Below are 16,306 nucleotides of genomic sequence, written 5' to 3'. Positions count from 1 at the left end.
TGGTGTCGTGGGGGTCAGGTGAAGCGAGGCCGCCGCTTCGGGCGTTTCGCGGGTACGGCTTCGGCGATGGCGCGTTCTGCCGCGTCTGCATCGAACGCTGCGGCTATGAGCGCACCGGCGATCTCGAGGTTGCGACTCGCGTCCTCGGACGGCTTCCAAGCCGCAGGCGGCCAGGGCCAGCCGCCGGGCGGCAGGTAGCGTCCGTCTCGGTCGTGCCAGGCGTCAGCGCCGTAGTCGGCTGCTTCGAGATAGCAGCGCGCGGCTGCCATCAGCTCGCGAGAGCGTCCGATGTCCGCAGCGGGTTCGTGGCCCTCTTCATGGATCTGCCGAGCTCGCTCGCTCGCCATCCGTTCGATGCCGCGATTGGCGGTGTCGGCGCTGAGCTTGAGCGTTTCGGCGATCGCCGCTCGAGCAGCGACGCGCGCGGCCCATTCGGAGCCCAAGCCGGGGCGCTTGACGACGGGGTCGATGTCGTGCTGGCGGAGCACTCGTTCGATGGCCTCCTCGACGCGGTCCAGGAGGTGACCGGTAGGGGCGGGGGCGGCACGTGAAGAGCGAAGTGCTGCGGCCGCGGTGCGAAGAGCTGCGGCGATCCGGTTGCGCATGAAGTGGGCGAGGGGCACGAGGTCACCGCGAAGGGTGCCGTCGGCGAAGTCGGCGCAGATCTCGAGTTCGTCCACCAGGTCTTCCTGGGGGAGCGAGAGGTAAGCCTCTGAGTTGTCGCCTCGTCGCTGCGCGATGAGGGCCTCGTAGATGGGCTCGGACATGGTGCTCCTCTCCGGAGGGTCAGTGGATGGGTGTGAGTGGGTGCTCGGCGGCTATGCCGCGTCTTCGTCGGAGTGCGACTCGAGCGCGCGGCCGGCGGTGAGGTTCTTCTCACCGGTGTTCGCTTCGTAGCCCGCCCGCACGCCTTCGGCGTACGTCAGCTCATCGGCCGGCTTGCGAGTCCTGGCCTTCGGGTGCTTCTTCTCGTCGACGACCGCGTCCACCCGATCACGGCGGGAGGAGAGCACGAGATCGGTCCCCGAGCCGGCGTCCTCGACGATGGTCTGACGGTTGCGGCGAATCCGGGCGGATGCGCCGGCTCCGAAGCCACGGATGAATCCGCTGCGCGCTCGACGCTTCTCGCTCTCGGAGCTGTAGCGGAAGAGCGGACGATTGGCGCGCCACCAGGCACGCATAGCGACCATCGCCTGAACCTCCAGGCTGGCGATGAGCAGTCGGGCCTGGCGAACATCGGACTCGAAGCCGACGATGTAGAGGATCGAGCCGAGTCCGGCGACGTCTTTCTGCAGAGGACGCAGGGTGCCCAGAGCGAAGGTGACCTGGCCACCCATCTCGCGCAAGTCGCGGGCGTAGACGCCGGTGAACAGCTGCGTCTCCTGGACGATCTGCTCCTGAGACTGCCCGAGCTTGGCTCGACGTTCGTCGATGCGCGCCTGCTCGATGCCGTATTTCAGCATGAGACGTTCGGCGTGCTCGGTGAGGGCCTCAGCCTCCTCGGGTGTCGTGCTCTCGGCCTTCGCCAGCATCTTGGCGATGAGATCCAGCTTGCTCTCGCTCATGGAGGAGCCCTTCTGCGGTGGGGGCCGTCGATACGGCGGCGGTCGAAATGGGTGCTGAACGCGGGGTCTCGCGGACCCCGCGTTCAAACGACTCAGTCGTCGTCGGTGGGCGCCGGCGCCGCGGCACCGGTTCCTGCCTGCCGCTGCAGTCCGCGATAGTTCGCGGCCAACGGCGAGAACAGCGACTTCTTGAGCGGGTCAGTCCCCAGGTAGCCGGGGTTCATCCAGTCCCTGAGGTCGAACCGCGCGATGAGCGGCTCGGGCTTGTCCATCCGGTTCGCCGGGCGGATCTTCGCGGTCTTGTCCTGGCAGTACCAGAGCTCTGACTTGTCGACGATCGCGACCAGGTCCGTGATGAAGTTGTTCCGCCCGATCGGAGAACCCGACGGGTTGGTCTTCGCGAACCACGACTTGTAGAGGTCGTATAGGAAGGGGAACGGCAGGAGATCCCAGACGAAGACTTCCTCGAACTCGTCCCAGAACGCGCGCACCGGGTCGTTCGCCTTCTTGTACTCGTCGAGCACAAGACGCGTCGCCTCGGGCTCGGAGAGCACGTAGTAGTCCATGTGCAGAACGCGCTTGAGCACGTACTGCAGGACCTGATCACGGCCGACGTAGTCGTCCTTGATGTAACGGCGCTCGGCACCGGTGTAGCTCTTCTCGAACGGCACGAACAACTGGCGACGATAGAAGCTCTCGGACTTGTCCTTGATCTTCGGGAACCCGTTCAGACACTGGACCATGAAGCCCCAGAACTGATACGCGATCGGCGTCTTGTACTTGCGGTTGATCGAGATCACGTCGTTCGTGATGATCGCCTTGAGGTTGGCGGCGCGATCGATGAAGGTGCCGACGTCGTTCTCGTCGACGAGGATCGCACTCGCGCGCGTGAGCGGCTCGAGTAGGAAGTCCTTGCCGAAGTCGGCGATCGGGATCGAGGCGTAGCTGGCAGTTCCGACGAGGTTCCTCATCAGCTCGACCAGGGTGCCCTTTCCGTTGTTGCCCTTCTCGGAGTAGAACCATGCGCTCTTGTTCCAGCGCACGTGCGGACGCACGATGGCGCCGAGGATCTCCCAGAGCAGGTGGACGACCTCGGGATCGTCGCTCAGTCCTTGGATCCACTCCTCGACCTCCCAGGTGTCCCCATCGGGGGTCTGGATGCCGGGCGAGAGAGCTGTGGCGACGTAGTCGACGCGCGCCTTGGACAGGAACACCTTGGACGGGTCGAACGGGAGGAGCTCCTTCGACTTGAAGTCGAAGATGCCGTTGTTCACCGCGATCAGGTCGCGGTCGGAGCAGCGGCCTACGCGGGGCGCCTCCTCACGAAGGACGGTCATCACCTCTCGAGATTCGTTGATGGTGAGTTCGCGGTTGTAGAGCCGGCCGACGCTTCGGATGTGATCCTCACTCGTCGCGTACACACCCTTGTCCTCGCCTCGGTCGACGTACATCGCCAGTAGGTCCAGGTCACGGTCGGTGTTCTTGCCCGACGGAGCGATCCGCACCACCCTGTGGAGCGTGATGAGGATCTGCGCGATCTGGGAGAAGGTCAGTCGCTTCAGGAGGTTGATCTTGTGGGTGCCCTGGCGACCCGCGTTCTCGACGTTGAACTCCTTGTTCGTCTCTGCGAGAAGTGTCTCTTCGATCGTCGCGGGGCTGGGGAGCTTGCCGCCCTGGAGAGAAGCGAGGTACTTGGTGGTCACCTGCTTCGTGATCTCGTTCTGGGTCTTCGCCATCGTCAGAGGCCTTTCGGAATTTCGTGCGAGCCGAGGGTCCACGCCGTGCGCTTTGGGCGCAGTGGAGGGAGGTGGGTATCGGCGGAGCAAAGAGGTCTGGGCGTCCGATGTCGCGCTCGGCTGAGCCTTGCGACGAAGCAAGGCCGCACCCCGGGTGGGGTGCGGCCCTGAGGCGAGGCGTTAGATGCCGTCCATCTGTTCGCGGAAGTCGGCGATCAGCTGATCCTGCGGGCTCACTTCGGGGGAGAGGCGAGCCGCGTGCCGGCGGAGGTGATGGTTCGCCGATTCGAGCGCGGCGAGGCGTCCGGCGTCGTCGACCGTGGCGGGATTCTTCGCAGACATCGTGAAGAGCGCCTCTCCTGCGTTCCACAGGTGAGGATCGTTCGGGAACGCGCTGTCGAGGAGGTCCCAGAGCTGCTCGCGGTGCGCCTGAATGGCGAGCGAGACGTGCGGGGCGCTCTTGGCCTCTTCGATGGTCACGCCAAGCGACTTGGAGAGTGCCTCGCGGATCTCCACGGGGATCGAATCGTCGGCCAAGAACTGGCTGACGAGCGCTTCTCTGATCTCTGGCGGGAGGTCCGCGCCTTCGGAGAAGAACCCCACCGGGGTCTGAAAGGCGAGATGGATCTTCGGCGGCGACTCCCCGTCGGGCCCGTCGTGCTCATCAGGCGTGGTCATGAGGTCTCGCTTTCCGCCGCGCCGTATCTGCGCGGGTGGTGTTCAGAAGATGGAGGGAGGAGCCGGCAGCTCGGCGTACGCGATCAGCAAGATCGTGAGCAAGGCGGCTGCCGCGATGGTGAGAGCGGTGTACGAGATCCACAGCGCCGCAATCGCGAGTCGACGTCCGCGCTTCGGCGTGCCGTTGCTGCGCTGGAAGTACATCCGGATGAGCGCGAGATGTCCGAGCACGATCGCGATGACGAAGCCGATGGCGGTGAGGAAGCCACATGCTGCGCTGATGAGCGCGACAACGGCCGTCCGGCTCACACGCGGCCGAGGGGCATCAGAGATGCTCGTGATTTCGTGCTGGAACAGCCCCATGGCCGACCTCCTTCGCTGAGTGATCCAGCCGGCGGTTATCGCTGGCGGATGCGCAGGAAGGAAGTCGGGTTGGGGTGGAACGTCACAACCAGACCCGGTGCGCGCTTCGCGCGCGCCCCCAGTCATCGACCAGGAGGGGTCGCCTCGACTGGTCGGGTGAGGGACGAGATGCGATCGAGCATCTCGTCGCTCTCCTGCAGGATCTGAGCCGACCGGAGCAGGACTGCCGCGAGCTGCGCATCGACATCGTCGTACGCGTCAGCGAGCTCGTTCGGGGTCGCCCGGGCGAAGCGCCCGGTCGACACAGTACGAATGACCTGATCGCGGTCAACGGATCCTCCGACTCGCTGACGGCGTTTCATCACCGCGGTGATGGACTTCGGGGACATCGGGTCGCTCGTGACATGCCCGTACTGGTCGATGGCAGGCAGGAGCGTCTCAGCCTCGCGCCAGACACCATCCAAGCTCGAGCGACAGTCGTGCGAGAGCTGATCCTGGTCGGGCGTCACACTCTCCTTCACGTCGGTCCACCAGTGCCGCGACGCAGCCCCGACAATCCGGAGCCAGCGCGTAACGGCACAGGCCGCACATGCCGCGGCAGGGTCGCTCTTGGGGATCGGCACGTCGCGGATCGAGAGAGACGGGAACAGCGTGACTTCGGCCTGCATGACAGAGCGAGCTTCCGCTCGGGACAGTCCGACGACTCCGATCAGTACGAGAAGCCAGCCGTCACGTCGAGCCCGCATCGCCTGGGCGAAGTACTTCCGATGCTGATAGGGCGACAGGTTCGCCAGGGCGTCCGGGAGCGAGGCCCAGCCGTCACCGCTCTGCAGCGCCGATCGTGGCGGCGTCGACGGCAGCTCGAGAGGTTCACCGGCTCGAGCGTGGGCGCGACGGATGGTTCTCACCCTGTGACCCTGCGCGTCGAGGGAGGCGGGAAAGGCAGCGAGGAAGGCCGCGATCGTGTCACTCGTCGTCGGTAGGGCCGGTGCCTTCGTGGACGTGCACCAGTCGAGGAAGAGCGCCCACTCGCGGGCCTCTCGGGACGGTCGACGCGTGGCTGTACGTGTCACGGTGAGCAACCTCCTCCTGCAGATGGGTGTCAGAGCCCGATGCGGGTGACGGCGTTCTGGCGGAGAGGGTCGTGTTCGCGACGGTAGATCTCGACGGTCTCGACACGTTTGTGGTTCGTCTGCCGCATGACGGAGGCCGGAGAGGCGCCGGCGCGAAGAGCTTGCGTCACGAAACCGGCACGCAGCGAGTGTCCGCCGAACCGTTTCGGGTTCATGCCCGCGCCGTCCAGGCGGAGCTTCACGACGCGATCGACCACCGCACCGCTAATCGGCGTCGCTCCGACATGGCCACCGCGGCGCACAGGGCGAAACAGCGGCGTCTTCGGATCGAGCCGGTCGAGCTCAGGGGTGGGCCCGTGACAGATGTGCACGTCGGTGCTGGACTCGCGGAGAAGAGTCATCATCTCGCTCCTCGTGGCGTGAAGAGCAGAGTCAAGAACGCGCACCCACCGCAGGAAGGCGCACGGCGGGCACGTGAGCGGATTCGCACCGTACGGGAGGCCCTTCACGGATCCGCGCCCCTCTTGGTCGGTCTTCGAGGTGAGCAGTCGAACGTGCAGGCCGTCCTCGGTGTGCACGGTGACGTCGCCGACAAGACGGGATGCGAGCTCTGAACGACGGAATGCGCCGGCGAAACCCATGACGAGGAGCGCCGCATCGCGGTGTCCGAGGATCCCGTTGGGAAAGCCGTGAAGGTCGATGCCGAGAAGCACCTTCTTGAGATCCTCGAGCAGCAGCGGGGCCATCCTTCGCGTCGGTCTCACGTGACCGCGCCGGATGCCGGCAAGGGTCCGTTTGACCTCAGCCGACGAGCCCGGCTGAGGCATACCAGCGCCGTGGTGGTGGACGTTGATCGAAGTGACCCAGCGCTGGATGGTGCTCGGCGCATAGACGTAGTCGCCGGACTCGGACACGAGTGCTGCGCGATCGGTCATGTACGCCGCGACCGTCTCACCGGTCGCGGGCAGTGAGACCTGGTCGTGCTCATCGCACCAGCGTTCGAACGCGCGCCAGTCGGCTTCGTATGCGCGCGCTGTGTTCGGCGCTGTGGCGACGGCCTGGTGCTCTTGGATGCCGTCCAGCAGTCGCTGGGGGAGCGGCGCGCTCGTTCTGGTGGGCACCTGTGCGCCCGGTGGCAGAATCACGACGGGCGTGGTCAGCTCTTCGGTCATCGCCACGCTCCCGCCTCGTGGCGGGTGATGATGCGCTCGCGTGCTTTCGCGTCGTCTGGTGAGGGAGTCGTGGGGGCGGCGATCATCACTCGGTCTCCATTCTGGCCGTTTTCGGCGTCTCCCCGGGAAAAGAGGGGCTGCGCCGGATAGCTGCGATAACTGGTCTTATCGTCGGTAAAGGGCCAGACAGGGAAGTGAGATGGGGCTGAGCAGGTGAGAGCGCGTTCCGCATGATTTCAGGCGACGCGCCGCCGCGTACTGACTTGATACCCGGGGCGGCCAGGCGCCTCAGTCGCGGCCGTCCGCGACGATGAATGCGATGCCGTCCTCGTGCCGCCACTCAGTCGCGATTCTCAGGGCGCGCTGCTTCACCTCGCTCCTCAGCGCCTCGATCTCGTCCTCAGAGAAGATCCACGCGCGGGTTGTGCTGCGCGATCGATACGGGGCGAGGGCGTAGACGTTGATGCGGCTGACCGTGGAGGAGAACTGCACACTTCTCGGTAGCTCGAGGCCCGAGGCTTTGTCGTCTTGGGTCGGCCAGCCGTGGTGTGTGCCGTAGGGAGTGCCGTTGTGCACGATGGTGGCGACCTGATCGAGCCCGGCCAGCTGTTCTGCCGTCGGGTAGGTCGGGCGACGGGCCGCCATGAGCTGGTCGTAGCGATCCATCCTGGCGCGCTGCTCTGTGATGTGCGCCCAGCGTGACGCGTCGAAGGCCGCCTCGAGGGCGTTGATCTCATCACGCAGTGTGACGATCTCGTCGGTGTCATGAGTGGTGGTGCCGTAGATGGCGGTCATCGGATTCTCCTGGATGGTCGAGTGGCTGCCGGCGTGCGTCTGTCAGCTGATCTCGCCCGCTTTCAGCGCGCGCTTGATCTCCTTCAGCGATCGCCAGGGTCGACCTTTCAGTGCGTCGTCCTGCGTGATGACGATGGCGCGGATGTGCCGGGCGGTCTTGGGGTCGAGCGGCTTGGGTTCAGGCATGAGAGTTGTTCTTTCGGGCGCGCGAAAGAGCCGCCTGGACGCAGTGTCCGGGCGGCTCTTGGTGTGTTGGGACGAAGGCGGCTACAGCTGCCTGTCGTCTTCCGATTGACGACCGACTGCGCCGCCGATTCCGGGCCGGTCGAGGTGAACGTCTCGAAGCTCGGGGAAGCGGTCGGACAGTCGAGGCATGCCGGAATATGGAGCTGTCGGTGCGGCGCGCTTCGGCCGAACCGGAGGCTGAGCCGGAGCGGGGGTGTGCGTCTGCATCGCAGCGGATCGGACCATATGGGAGGTGAACTGTCGCGGGCGCATGATGAGCCGTCCGTTCCAGGCTGGGCCGAGATCTGTCAGGTGGTGGTCCGAGGAGACGATGACGTCAGCGTTGACGGAGGGGTCTTTCGCGAGAGCGAGGATGTGGTTGTCCTCATGATCTCCGATGCCGTGATCCAGCACCACCGGGTCAACGATCGCTCCGCCGGTGAGTTCGCAGGTCTCGGCGATGAACTTGAGGAACCTCTCTCGAGTCTCGGGCGATTGACCGTTCTCGCGCATGACTCGGCTGATGTTCCGCAGGATGTGCGGCGACGCGAAGAGCGCGTAGCGATCGTCGAAAGCAAGCGCCAGGGCGTCGGCCGCGGGGGAGGAAGAGGGGATCTCACTCTGCGTGGGGAAGAGCATCCTGCCGTCGCCACGACCGATGAAGTCGAGATAGACGTTGATGTCGAGGACGACGGGGATCTTGCCGGGTGCCGCAGCAGCCGCGGCGCTGTCGGTCACGGCACCCGGAGATCGTCGATGAGCTTGAGCGTCTCCTCGGTCGTGAAGACCTTGCCGCCCCGCTCGGCGAGTGCATCGGCATGAAGAGACTCAATGCCCTTTCGCACCTCCTGTAGCCGTTTCAGGCGCAGGCGCTCCTTGAAGTCAGCCATGGCGACGCGGAGGAACTCGCTGCGGTTGCCGTCACCGAACTCAGCGGAGAGTTCGTCAAGCAGCGGAATGTCCGTCTCATCGAGGGCGAAGCTGATGGGTCGAGCGGCCACGGCGGGCCTCCTCACGCGTTAGTAATCGGTTATTAAGGGTACTGCGAACGAATGCGACAGGCAAGAAGTGTCGCTTCAGGCGAGACCCTGGCCGAAGCGGTGAAGCCAGCTCGAGTGGTAGTCCGGAGCGGAGTGCCGGCGGCCTGTCGTCTCGCCGGCCGCGATGATGTCGGGGTATCGGGAGAGGAGCCCATCCCATCCTTGATCGCGCGCGGGCGTCGTGGAGACCAACGGCAGAGAGTCGACTGCGAGGCTGGACTTCCGCGTGTTGCACATCGCGTGCAGGGTTGTGAGATTCGACGGGTCGCTCGATCCGCCACCGGCATGCGCGAGTACGTGGTCGGCTTCGGGCGCGAGCGCCCAATACGCCGGATGCACAGTGCCGCGGCGGTAGTGCGCGTAGTACGGGAACTCGTCGGGGAACACGTCGCTGATCGCGACGAGGATGCACCGGGGGATCGTGCGGCCCCCGCAGTACGTGCAGAGGAAGCCGTCGCGGAGGAACACCTCGGCACGCGTGCGATCGGAGACGCGGCGAGAGGTGCGGGCATCGCTGCCGGCCGTGGCCACGCCGTGAAGGGTGAGACTGCCCATCCACACTTCGCCGGCGATCGGCTCGAGGATCTGACGTGCACGATCGATGGATGACGGGAGCGCCGCTGTCACTTCGTCGAGCACCGCGCTGTACCAGGCGGCGGCATCACCGCGGAAGGCGTGGATCTCGCGGGTGCTCATACGAGCGACCTTACGCCCCGCGCACTGCGGCGCTATGCGACGACGAGGTCAGCGCATCGGATCGCGAACTTCGACGTGTAGTCGGAGTGGCCGCAGGCGCTTGATTCGGCGCGAAGCACTGCGTCCAGGTCGACAGGGGCGGTGTTCGCTTGGCTCCGAAGGGCGTTGACAGCTTCGAGCATGCGCTCGCGTTCGAAGATGACCCAGCCGAGCTCCTGCCCGCCGTCAGCATCCGTAACGAACTCGCTTCTCTTCTCGCGTTCCCGCTGCGACATTCTGAGCGTGTCCAGGAGGGTGAGGTACGCCTGGTGCCAGCGGTTGTCGGACATCGCAGACTCCTCGTCGTATCGTCACTGGCCGGTCAGCAGGCTACCGCTTGATGCAGGCGCCCGTGTCTGAGTAGAGCGCGCCAGTCTTCGTGTTGGTGAGCTTCACCCGGACGCCGGGGTCGCCCACGATCGCGACAATGTCGACCTCAGGGTTCATGCGCTGCCCTACCAGGCCGTAGGCCATGGAGACGGTTTCGTCTTCTGGGGTCGACTCGGGGAGTCGCACGGCGTAGTCACCGAATCTCGTCAGGTCATCGTCCTCACCCAGCGTGAGCGGTTCGCCAGATCCGAGGTTGTCGAGGAGTGCAGCCGTGTTGGGGTCGTCGGACTCGAAGGAGAGAGCTTCGTCCGTAACCGTTGCAGTGAAGGCCCGGAGCATGAAGACACCCTCACGGTCTGTACCGGCGCACTCCCAGGTGCCCTTGAGGTACTCGAGTGTCGGTTGCGGGCTCGCGGCGCATCCAGAGAGCGTGAGCATGGTCGCGGTTGCGATCGCAGTGAGAGTGAACGTCTTGCGGAGCATGGGGTTCCTGTCTGAATGAGGTCTATGGCGACTATGGCGTCATGATCGGGCCGCGGTCACCTCGCGGCTGCATAGCCATATGCCGGGATGGTCTATACGGTGAGGGGCATGCAACTGCTGGAGCTGCCCGACCCGACAGGTAAATCACCGTCGATGTGGATCAACGCCGATCACGTCGTGAGCGTGATGCCGGTGATCCGGAACATGGGCAGCGGGTTCGAGGCTCAGGCCGAGGTGAAGCTCGAGGGTATGCCCCTCCACAGGGTGATGCTCGGAGTGCACGAGTCGAAGGATGTCGCGGAGGAGGCGTTCAAGGGGTTTCTCGAACGCCTCCAGGCGGGCTAACGACGCCGAGCGATCCAGTTCAGCAGCCGACCGATCGGGCTGAGCCTTGTCTGCGCCCACCACAGCGACACCTCTCGCGGAGCCGGGTACGGGTCGTGATGGATCGGATCGAGGGGATCCTGTGCGCCCTCAGCGCGGCGGAAGGCACTCGCGAGCGTCAGCCCGGAAAACCGTCGCGACCGGTCGTCGATCAGCGTGACGATCGTGATGCCGGCGCGACTGATCGTCTCGATGTCGTACTCGGTGGGGACGCGTTCGCTCCTGATCACAACGGGCAGAGCTTCGCGCTTGAGCAGGGCGATCATGCTGCCACCTCCTCCTCGAACTGAATGGTGACGAGGTCCCAGCGTCGGAAGACAGCCCAGGCGTCCTCCGTCTGGTTGCCGTCCGACGCTTCGTCGCGCACCCATCGCACAGCGATGTACTCGTTGGTCTCGAGGAGTGCTGCGACGGCCGAGGTGGTGGGCATCGGCTGCATGCCGGACTCGCCGGAGGAGGTTCTGACGGCGACCGTGGTACGCGACGACAGGAACAGCGCCGGGCGGACGCCGGGACGGCTGATGTGACTCTGGATGTGCCGGCCGTCGGCGCCATCCTGGTACGCGTCCAGGCGCACACCGGCCATCTCAGCACGCATGGCGGTTTGGTCAGCGTCCCCGGCCGCGACCATCTTGATCACGGAGTCGCTGGCGAAGTGCACGTCGAACGCGGCGCGCCACTGGTTGTCGATAAGGATGAAGTCGTCGTCACGCAGGTCCTGCGCTCGGACCTGCGCGGTCGTGATGATGGTGCGAGTCTCACGCGGTGTCGTGTCAGTCATGGGTCTCTCGATTCGGGATATCAGCTGAGGTAGGTGGGGTTGTTACGGCTGCCGGGGCTACCCTCCGGAGGCCCCAGAGCGCACGCGAGTCCGCTCCGTTGTGCGACCAGGTCTTCGCGGTTCGCACGAGCGGCTCGGAGGCTTGCATGCGAGATCCGGGGCGGCTACGAATGTGCTCCCAGCGACCGCTGTCGACCGCGACGGCGATGAGTCGACGCATGAAGGTCTCTTTGCTCAGCCCACGACCGGTGGCCTGAGGCCACGCTCGGTAGAGGGCGTAGAGAAAGCCGTTCGGGAGGAAGTCCCATGCGAACTGCTCGGAGTGATCTGTCCAGAACGCAGCGACCTGCTCGAGTTCGATGGCCGTGGACACACTGAAGCGTTTCTTCACCGCGTTGGTCGAGTCGGACTGAACGGCGCCTGTGATCTCGCTCCAGGAGCGCGGCTGCTTGGGGTCAGTGCGAAGTTCCTGCACGCACGCCCTGAGGAGATCGTCGATCTCGCGTTGGGCTATCGCCAAGGCGCTGAGCTCAGAGAGCGTGGCGGGGGAGCCGTCTTGGATGCACTGGAGCTCGCCGATGGCCAGCAGGAGATGGTCTTGAGCGTGGCGCACGGAGGTGCCCTTTCGTGATGTACCGCGGGTGCAGAATGCGCCCGCGAAGTGGCGAAGTACCTTTTCTGAATAGCGAAATCGGTACCGACCTGCACACAGGAATCCCCAGCTCAGGAGCACAAAGGGGCACGCATGGCATGACGGTGGGTACCGTTTTCAAGAAGCACGAAAGGGGCGAAACGGTACGCGCTGGGGGCGGCTTTCCCTTGATATTTCAATGAAGTAAGAGAGAAAGAAGGGGGGATGTAACCGATGTACCGTGAATTCGTAGAAAGTACACACATGCGCGCATGCACGCGCACACGCATATAGTTCGTTCAGCGGCGCGGTACATTCGGTACTTTGCGGGTTTCTGCCAGGTCAGCTCACAAAAGAGCATCAACGAAAGCGGTACGCAATCCGGTACGCGCCTCTGGCGTGCTCGGCAAGAGGGCATCAAAAGAGCCTCGCCACCTGGGGTTTTCGGCGACAGGTGCTGCTAGCACTGCGTACCGGCGAAACGGTACGCGCCTGCATGGGGAGAGAAAACCCCCGAGGAGCGGATGCTCCCCGGGGGTTCTTGAACCGTTCTGGCGCTGGGCGCTGAGCTCGGGCTGAGGGCGCCGCTGAGCGACGGCCTCGGATTCTCCTTCTACCGTTGGTAGACGAGATGCGGGATGGTCCAGCCATCCCCGGTCTTAGCAGGGGCGTGTGCCACCCATGCCGTTGTCCACGACACAGCCGCCAGGGCCGCCTCCGACCTGACCGCCACCGGGAGGGCCTCCGCCGCCGGGCTTCGTCCCGCCGTTGTTGGCCGGGGGTCGGCTCCCGCCGCTGTTGCCGTTGTTGTTGGAGCCGCCGCCGTTGTTGCTGGAACCACCGTTGTTGTTCCAGTTCTGCTGGGCGTTCTGCTGGCGCGCGGCCTCTTCAGCGGCACGCTGGCGCTCAGCCTCTTCGGCGGCGAGACGTGCGGCTTCCTGCTCTGCGGCGATGCGTGCGGCCTCGATCTCGGCAGCGATGCGTGCGGTCTCCTCCGCCTGGAAGACGGCGAAGTCGTCGGTCAGCACCTGCGTGCTCCCGTCGAGGTCGGCCGCGTCAGCGGTCGTCGACTTGGCGAGCTTGGTGATCGCCGCGGCCTCGGTGCGGTCCTCGCACTCGTCAGGGATGATGACGTTCGCGAGGGAGACGCTGCCATCGGTGACGTTCGCGATCTGCTCGGCACCGCTGGGGCGAGCGGGGACGGCGTCGACGGCTTCGACAGCCTCGACCCCTTCACTCGCTTCGACGGCTTCGACCGCGTCGATTGCCTCTGCTCCGGCGCGGTCGGCGTAGTTGCCGCTCACCCAGCCGTCGGTGTCGGGGAGCGCCGTCTGGGCGACAGCCTCGAGGGCGGTGTTGGCGTTCTCGACGGACGTCGCGGCCGCCTCGGCAGCAGTGGCTCCTGCGTCGAGGGCGACGGTGCACTGGCGCAGCGTCTCTTCGGCCTCAGCCTGAGCGACCGTCACGGAGGTGACCGTGATGCCGCCGGCGAGCACGACGGCTGCGGCAGCGATGATCGCGATGGCGCGCTTCTTCGAGCGGCGCTTCGCGGCCGGTGCGTCCGGCGGTGTGCTGATCTCGTCAGACATGGTCATCTCCTATGGGGACTCGGAAACGTTGGGTATTGGGAAGAGGGCGACGTCAGGCGCCGAAGTCAGGACACTGAGCCCACAGGCCGGTGTTGTTGGCCTGAGCAGTGGACTGGTTGCCTTCGTACGAGCCGCTCCAGGCGTCGGTGGTGAGCGCCATACCGTCGACGATCATCCGCTGGGCGTAGGGAAGTCCGGCGCCTCCGAGGAATCCGTAGTGATCCCCGGCAGCATCGATCCACTCGCCACCAGCGGGCTCGGACTCGTACATGATCTTGCGAGGACCGCCGAAGAGGTTCTCCTCGGCGTGGGCGACGGCCTCATCGAAGCCGCACTCGCCTTCGGCGGGCCCTTCGATGTCAGAGAGGTGCACGGTGAACTCTTCACCGAACAGCTCATCGCTCTCCTCGGAGGGCGTGACGACGAGCGTGGAGAGGTCGGTGACCTCTACGACGGTGACCGACCGATTCTCAGGACGGGTCTGCGCAGCCTCGGAGGGCTCGCTGGAGGGCGCGGCCGGCTCAGAAGGAGCCGAGGTGCACCCGGTGAGGATGAGGGCGGCGAGGACGCCGACGGCGACGAGGCGCGCCTTTCGGGCGAGGAACATGGTGAATCCGATCTCGCTTGCGAAAAGCGCGTTCTGGTTGCTTTACGAGCGTTCTGGGGGTGCCCGTACGGAGCTAACTTACCGCTCTCCGGCAGCCTCATGAATCTCGTCATCCGCAGGAACTGCGGCAGGCGACGGCTCGTCCTGGTCGTCTACCGTGTCGGCGGGAGAGAACCTCGTTGGAGCAGCGGGCGTCCAGTCGAAGAAGGACACGGTGGCTGTGATGATGAGGGCGACGATCGCGACGATGATCGATGGCCACGGGTTCTCGGATGCGCCGGCGATCTGGATGCCGATCACGATCTGTCCGAGGATGACGACGAGGAGCAGCAGGGCGAGCGTCCATGATCTGAACGTCCGGGTCGCCTCGCCGAGAGCGGGGGTGAACACAGTCAGCGCGACACTCGGAAGCGTCGCGACGATTACCCCTGCGCCGTCGATGCGGTTGAGCGTGAGCACGAAGGCGATCACGTAGCCGAGGAGGATCAGCCCCAGCGTGAGGCTGAGGAATGTCAACTGTCGGCGCGTGGGCTTGGTGTTGTTCATGCGGTCATCCTCCCAGGATTCGCGAGGTCGGATGGTCGCCGGCATGTGGCGGAAGAGAGAGTGCGAGGGGCTCGGTGAGAGCCCCTCGCGGGGGTACCCAGGGGCAGCCTCCGCTCAGGGAGGCTCGGGGAATCTAGGTGTCAGCGCTGATACTGAGTCAGGCTGTCCATCAGGTAGTCCTGAGGAGTCATCGTTCGGCGCTCGGAGACCGGAGGCTCGACGACGTAGATGAGCTCGACGTTGACGGTGTGGAACGAGTCCATCCGGACTTCGTAGTCTCGCACCTTGAGGACGGAGCCTGTGGGGGCCGTGGCGAGCGTGTTGATGAAACGCTGCCGAAGTGCGCCCAGCTCGCGGGCGTTAGACGCCGAGAGACGAACCAGGTGGTAGTAGCCCACGTCGAGGGTGACGTCGCTGGCGACGTTCGTTGCCAGCTTCACGTCGAGGGCGCGAGGCATCATGAGCTCGCCTTCAGCCGTGTAGGAAGTGCGTCCGATCCTCATCGCACTCACCTCCTTAGGCTGATCTTGCGGAAGATCCGTGAGAAGACTCTACCCAGAATCTCTGGTCATTCTTCTCACCCACCCACCCGGGTGACCGGCAACCCCGGTCACCACAAGACCCTCCACGGCGAACAGCACCGAACGGCATCAGCCGTTCGGTGCCGCCGTGTTGCACGTATGCACCCGCTCGAATGCGCACCAGCGCACCCGAGCGGGTCGGCCAGCACCTGCTGGCCAATATCGGCGCGTCAGCGCCCCACGCTCAGCGGGAACCCGCACCTGCGGTCTCCTGATCGCCCTGCTCCGCCGCCGACTCACTCGTGGCACGGGCGAGTGCGTACATGCTCAGAACGACCATCGCGGCGAACCCGACGATCATGAACGGATTCGCGATCGCCGAGACGAACGCGGGAGGCGTGAGGGTCGACGCGACGTTGAAGAGCACGTGCATCGCGATGACCGGCCAAAGGCGTTGGCTGTGCTCATAGACGAGGGCGAGAAGCACGCCCAGCGGCACCGTGAGGGCGATCTGCACGAGGTTGCCGTGAAGGAGCGCGAACACGACGGCCGAGAGCACCGCCGCAGCCATCACAGGCCAATGACGGCGCAGCACCGGGTATGCGATGCCGCGGATGAGCGCCTCCTCACCGATCGGTGCGAGGAGGATGCCCGTGAGGAGCACAAGCCAGACAGGGGAGTCCATGCGGGTCTGGCTCACCGCATCGAACCCTTCCGAGCCGATGGCCGAGTACAACCAGACCGCGGCGGTCTGGCCGAGCAGCCAGCACGACACGAGTCCCGCTGCGGCGGCGAGCCAGAACTGTCCGGTCCTAGCTCGTGGCGACGCTCGACCGGCCCGGAGTGAACCAGTCGAACCCCATCGGTATGCGAGCGCCATCACGAGAGCGACGAGGCTCGATAACGCCGCGCCGGCGATCGGGTCGCCGGTCAGCAGCGTGCCCAGGAGGGCCGTGCCCACATACGTGGCCAGGGCCGCCCCCAGGATCGCGAGCGTCTTCCCCCAGCGCCGCATGGGCGCGGGAAGGGTGGCGAAGAGGTCCTTCATCGCT

The 16,306-nt window shown here is 65.4% G+C and carries 23 protein-coding genes; 1 reads left to right on the top strand and 22 read right to left on the bottom strand.

What is annotated here, in order from left to right; genetic code table 11:
* Positions 1 to 14 precede the first annotated feature (14 nt).
* From RQG82_RS16705 to RQG82_RS16640, 14 genes are all read right to left on the bottom strand, one after another.
* Positions 15 to 767 carry a hypothetical protein gene (locus RQG82_RS16705; protein WP_311245305.1) on the bottom strand — a complete coding sequence of 251 codons (753 nt, stop codon included), beginning with the start codon at positions 765 to 767 and terminating at the stop codon, positions 15 to 17.
* A gap of 51 nt (positions 768 to 818) precedes the next feature.
* Entirely contained in the window at positions 819 to 1,565 is a 747-nt protein-coding gene (locus RQG82_RS16700; RefSeq protein WP_311245306.1) for a DUF2786 domain-containing protein, read from the bottom strand.
* A gap of 92 nt (positions 1,566 to 1,657) precedes the next feature.
* Entirely contained in the window at positions 1,658 to 3,301 is a 1,644-nt protein-coding gene (locus RQG82_RS16695; RefSeq protein WP_311245307.1) for a phage/plasmid primase, P4 family, read from the bottom strand.
* A 180-nt stretch (positions 3,302 to 3,481) separates the two neighbouring features.
* Positions 3,482 to 3,979: a hypothetical protein gene (locus tag RQG82_RS16690; RefSeq protein WP_311245308.1), complete on the bottom strand. Its 498-nt coding sequence runs from the start codon at positions 3,977 to 3,979 to the stop codon at positions 3,482 to 3,484.
* Positions 3,980 to 4,021: 42 nt separating this feature from the next.
* Positions 4,022 to 4,342 carry a DUF4190 domain-containing protein gene (locus RQG82_RS16685; protein ID WP_311245309.1) on the bottom strand — a complete coding sequence of 107 codons (321 nt, stop codon included), beginning with the start codon at positions 4,340 to 4,342 and terminating at the stop codon, positions 4,022 to 4,024.
* Between the two features lie 122 nt (positions 4,343 to 4,464).
* Positions 4,465 to 5,415 (bottom strand): hypothetical protein, encoded by a 951-nt coding sequence (locus RQG82_RS16680; RefSeq protein WP_311245310.1) that lies wholly within the window; start codon positions 5,413 to 5,415, stop codon positions 4,465 to 4,467.
* A gap of 29 nt (positions 5,416 to 5,444) precedes the next feature.
* A complete protein-coding gene (locus RQG82_RS16675; RefSeq protein ID WP_311245456.1) occupies positions 5,445 to 6,587 on the bottom strand; it encodes a tyrosine-type recombinase/integrase in 1,143 nt (380 codons plus the stop codon).
* A gap of 288 nt (positions 6,588 to 6,875) precedes the next feature.
* Complete coding sequence (locus RQG82_RS16670; RefSeq protein WP_311245311.1) at positions 6,876 to 7,382, bottom strand: hypothetical protein; 507 nt, start codon at positions 7,380 to 7,382, stop codon at positions 6,876 to 6,878.
* A gap of 42 nt (positions 7,383 to 7,424) precedes the next feature.
* Positions 7,425 to 7,568 (bottom strand): hypothetical protein, encoded by a 144-nt coding sequence (locus RQG82_RS16665; RefSeq protein WP_311245312.1) that lies wholly within the window; start codon positions 7,566 to 7,568, stop codon positions 7,425 to 7,427.
* Positions 7,569 to 7,649: 81 nt separating this feature from the next.
* The gene (locus tag RQG82_RS16660; RefSeq protein ID WP_311245313.1) at positions 7,650 to 8,345 is read right to left on the bottom strand and encodes a PIN domain-containing protein; all 696 of its coding nucleotides are present in this window, start codon (positions 8,343 to 8,345) and stop codon (positions 7,650 to 7,652) included.
* Entirely contained in the window at positions 8,342 to 8,608 is a 267-nt protein-coding gene (locus tag RQG82_RS16655) for a hypothetical protein (protein WP_311245314.1), read from the bottom strand. Before RQG82_RS16655 ends, RQG82_RS16660 begins: the two co-directional genes overlap by 4 nt.
* Before the next feature lie 75 nt (positions 8,609 to 8,683).
* Positions 8,684 to 9,343, bottom strand: coding sequence for an HNH endonuclease signature motif containing protein (locus RQG82_RS16650; protein WP_311245315.1), 660 nt, complete (start codon positions 9,341 to 9,343; stop codon positions 8,684 to 8,686).
* Positions 9,344 to 9,375: 32 nt separating this feature from the next.
* Positions 9,376 to 9,672, bottom strand: a complete 297-nt coding sequence (locus tag RQG82_RS16645) for a hypothetical protein (RefSeq protein ID WP_311245316.1) — start codon at positions 9,670 to 9,672, stop codon at positions 9,376 to 9,378.
* A gap of 40 nt (positions 9,673 to 9,712) precedes the next feature.
* Positions 9,713 to 10,195: a hypothetical protein gene (locus RQG82_RS16640; protein WP_311245317.1), complete on the bottom strand. Its 483-nt coding sequence runs from the start codon at positions 10,193 to 10,195 to the stop codon at positions 9,713 to 9,715.
* Positions 10,196 to 10,303: 108 nt separating this feature from the next.
* Between RQG82_RS16640 and RQG82_RS16635 the strand changes: the two genes are divergently transcribed.
* Positions 10,304 to 10,540, top strand: coding sequence for a hypothetical protein (locus RQG82_RS16635; RefSeq protein WP_311245318.1), 237 nt, complete (start codon positions 10,304 to 10,306; stop codon positions 10,538 to 10,540).
* On the opposite strand, the gene RQG82_RS16630 is transcribed toward RQG82_RS16635, so the two are convergent.
* The 8 genes from RQG82_RS16630 to RQG82_RS16595 all read right to left on the bottom strand — a co-directional run bounded on the left by RQG82_RS16630 (position 10,537) and on the right by RQG82_RS16595 (position 16,302).
* Complete coding sequence (locus RQG82_RS16630) at positions 10,537 to 10,845, bottom strand: hypothetical protein (protein ID WP_311245319.1); 309 nt, start codon at positions 10,843 to 10,845, stop codon at positions 10,537 to 10,539. The genes RQG82_RS16635 and RQG82_RS16630 overlap by 4 nt on opposite strands.
* On the bottom strand, positions 10,842 to 11,360 hold the full coding sequence (locus RQG82_RS16625; protein ID WP_311245320.1) for a hypothetical protein: 519 nt from the start codon (positions 11,358 to 11,360) through the stop codon (positions 10,842 to 10,844). The genes RQG82_RS16630 and RQG82_RS16625 overlap by 4 nt, the downstream gene beginning before the upstream one ends.
* Positions 11,353 to 11,733 carry a primase-like DNA-binding domain-containing protein gene (locus tag RQG82_RS20180; protein WP_396653633.1) on the bottom strand — a complete coding sequence of 127 codons (381 nt, stop codon included), beginning with the start codon at positions 11,731 to 11,733 and terminating at the stop codon, positions 11,353 to 11,355. Before RQG82_RS20180 ends, RQG82_RS16625 begins: the two co-directional genes overlap by 8 nt.
* A 917-nt stretch (positions 11,734 to 12,650) precedes the next feature.
* Positions 12,651 to 13,580 carry a hypothetical protein gene (locus tag RQG82_RS16615; RefSeq protein ID WP_311245321.1) on the bottom strand — a complete coding sequence of 310 codons (930 nt, stop codon included), beginning with the start codon at positions 13,578 to 13,580 and terminating at the stop codon, positions 12,651 to 12,653.
* A gap of 52 nt (positions 13,581 to 13,632) precedes the next feature.
* On the bottom strand, positions 13,633 to 14,187 hold the full coding sequence (locus RQG82_RS16610) for a hypothetical protein (RefSeq protein ID WP_311245322.1): 555 nt from the start codon (positions 14,185 to 14,187) through the stop codon (positions 13,633 to 13,635).
* A 78-nt stretch (positions 14,188 to 14,265) separates the two neighbouring features.
* A complete protein-coding gene (locus RQG82_RS16605; RefSeq protein WP_311245323.1) occupies positions 14,266 to 14,733 on the bottom strand; it encodes a hypothetical protein in 468 nt (155 codons plus the stop codon).
* Positions 14,734 to 14,873: 140 nt separating this feature from the next.
* Positions 14,874 to 15,236 carry a hypothetical protein gene (locus RQG82_RS16600; RefSeq protein ID WP_311245324.1) on the bottom strand — a complete coding sequence of 121 codons (363 nt, stop codon included), beginning with the start codon at positions 15,234 to 15,236 and terminating at the stop codon, positions 14,874 to 14,876.
* Between the two features lie 262 nt (positions 15,237 to 15,498).
* Positions 15,499 to 16,302, bottom strand: coding sequence for a type II CAAX endopeptidase family protein (locus RQG82_RS16595; RefSeq protein ID WP_311245325.1), 804 nt, complete (start codon positions 16,300 to 16,302; stop codon positions 15,499 to 15,501).
* Positions 16,303 to 16,306 lie beyond the last annotated feature (4 nt).

Source organism: Microbacterium sp. WCS2018Hpa-9, from assembly GCF_031843745.1.
GTDB lineage: Bacteria > Actinomycetota > Actinomycetes > Actinomycetales > Microbacteriaceae > Microbacterium.
This window is presented reverse-complemented; position numbering and strand designations above follow the sequence as displayed.

Coding starts and splice junctions, on each gene's coding strand:
- RQG82_RS16705 (WP_311245305.1), bottom strand. CDS start 767: ATGTCCGAGCCCATCTACGAGGCCCTCATCGCGCAGCGACGAGGCGAC.
- RQG82_RS16700 (WP_311245306.1), bottom strand. CDS start 1,565: ATGAGCGAGAGCAAGCTGGATCTCATCGCCAAGATGCTGGCGAAGGCC.
- RQG82_RS16695 (WP_311245307.1), bottom strand. CDS start 3,301: ATGGCGAAGACCCAGAACGAGATCACGAAGCAGGTGACCACCAAGTAC.
- RQG82_RS16690 (WP_311245308.1), bottom strand. CDS start 3,979: ATGACCACGCCTGATGAGCACGACGGGCCCGACGGGGAGTCGCCGCCG.
- RQG82_RS16685 (WP_311245309.1), bottom strand. CDS start 4,342: ATGGGGCTGTTCCAGCACGAAATCACGAGCATCTCTGATGCCCCTCGG.
- RQG82_RS16675 (WP_311245456.1), bottom strand. CDS start 6,587: ATGACCGAAGAGCTGACCACGCCCGTCGTGATTCTGCCACCGGGCGCA.
- RQG82_RS16670 (WP_311245311.1), bottom strand. CDS start 7,382: ATGACCGCCATCTACGGCACCACCACTCATGACACCGACGAGATCGTC.
- RQG82_RS16665 (WP_311245312.1), bottom strand. CDS start 7,568: ATGCCTGAACCCAAGCCGCTCGACCCCAAGACCGCCCGGCACATCCGC.
- RQG82_RS16650 (WP_311245315.1), bottom strand. CDS start 9,343: ATGAGCACCCGCGAGATCCACGCCTTCCGCGGTGATGCCGCCGCCTGG.
- RQG82_RS16645 (WP_311245316.1), bottom strand. CDS start 9,672: ATGTCCGACAACCGCTGGCACCAGGCGTACCTCACCCTCCTGGACACG.
- RQG82_RS16640 (WP_311245317.1), bottom strand. CDS start 10,195: ATGCTCCGCAAGACGTTCACTCTCACTGCGATCGCAACCGCGACCATG.
- RQG82_RS16635 (WP_311245318.1), top strand. CDS start 10,304: ATGCAACTGCTGGAGCTGCCCGACCCGACAGGTAAATCACCGTCGATG.
- RQG82_RS16630 (WP_311245319.1), bottom strand. CDS start 10,845: ATGATCGCCCTGCTCAAGCGCGAAGCTCTGCCCGTTGTGATCAGGAGC.
- RQG82_RS16625 (WP_311245320.1), bottom strand. CDS start 11,360: ATGACTGACACGACACCGCGTGAGACTCGCACCATCATCACGACCGCG.
- RQG82_RS16615 (WP_311245321.1), bottom strand. CDS start 13,580: ATGTCTGACGAGATCAGCACACCGCCGGACGCACCGGCCGCGAAGCGC.
- RQG82_RS16610 (WP_311245322.1), bottom strand. CDS start 14,187: ATGTTCCTCGCCCGAAAGGCGCGCCTCGTCGCCGTCGGCGTCCTCGCC.
- RQG82_RS16605 (WP_311245323.1), bottom strand. CDS start 14,733: ATGAACAACACCAAGCCCACGCGCCGACAGTTGACATTCCTCAGCCTC.
- RQG82_RS16600 (WP_311245324.1), bottom strand. CDS start 15,236: ATGAGGATCGGACGCACTTCCTACACGGCTGAAGGCGAGCTCATGATG.
- RQG82_RS16595 (WP_311245325.1), bottom strand. CDS start 16,302: ATGAAGGACCTCTTCGCCACCCTTCCCGCGCCCATGCGGCGCTGGGGG.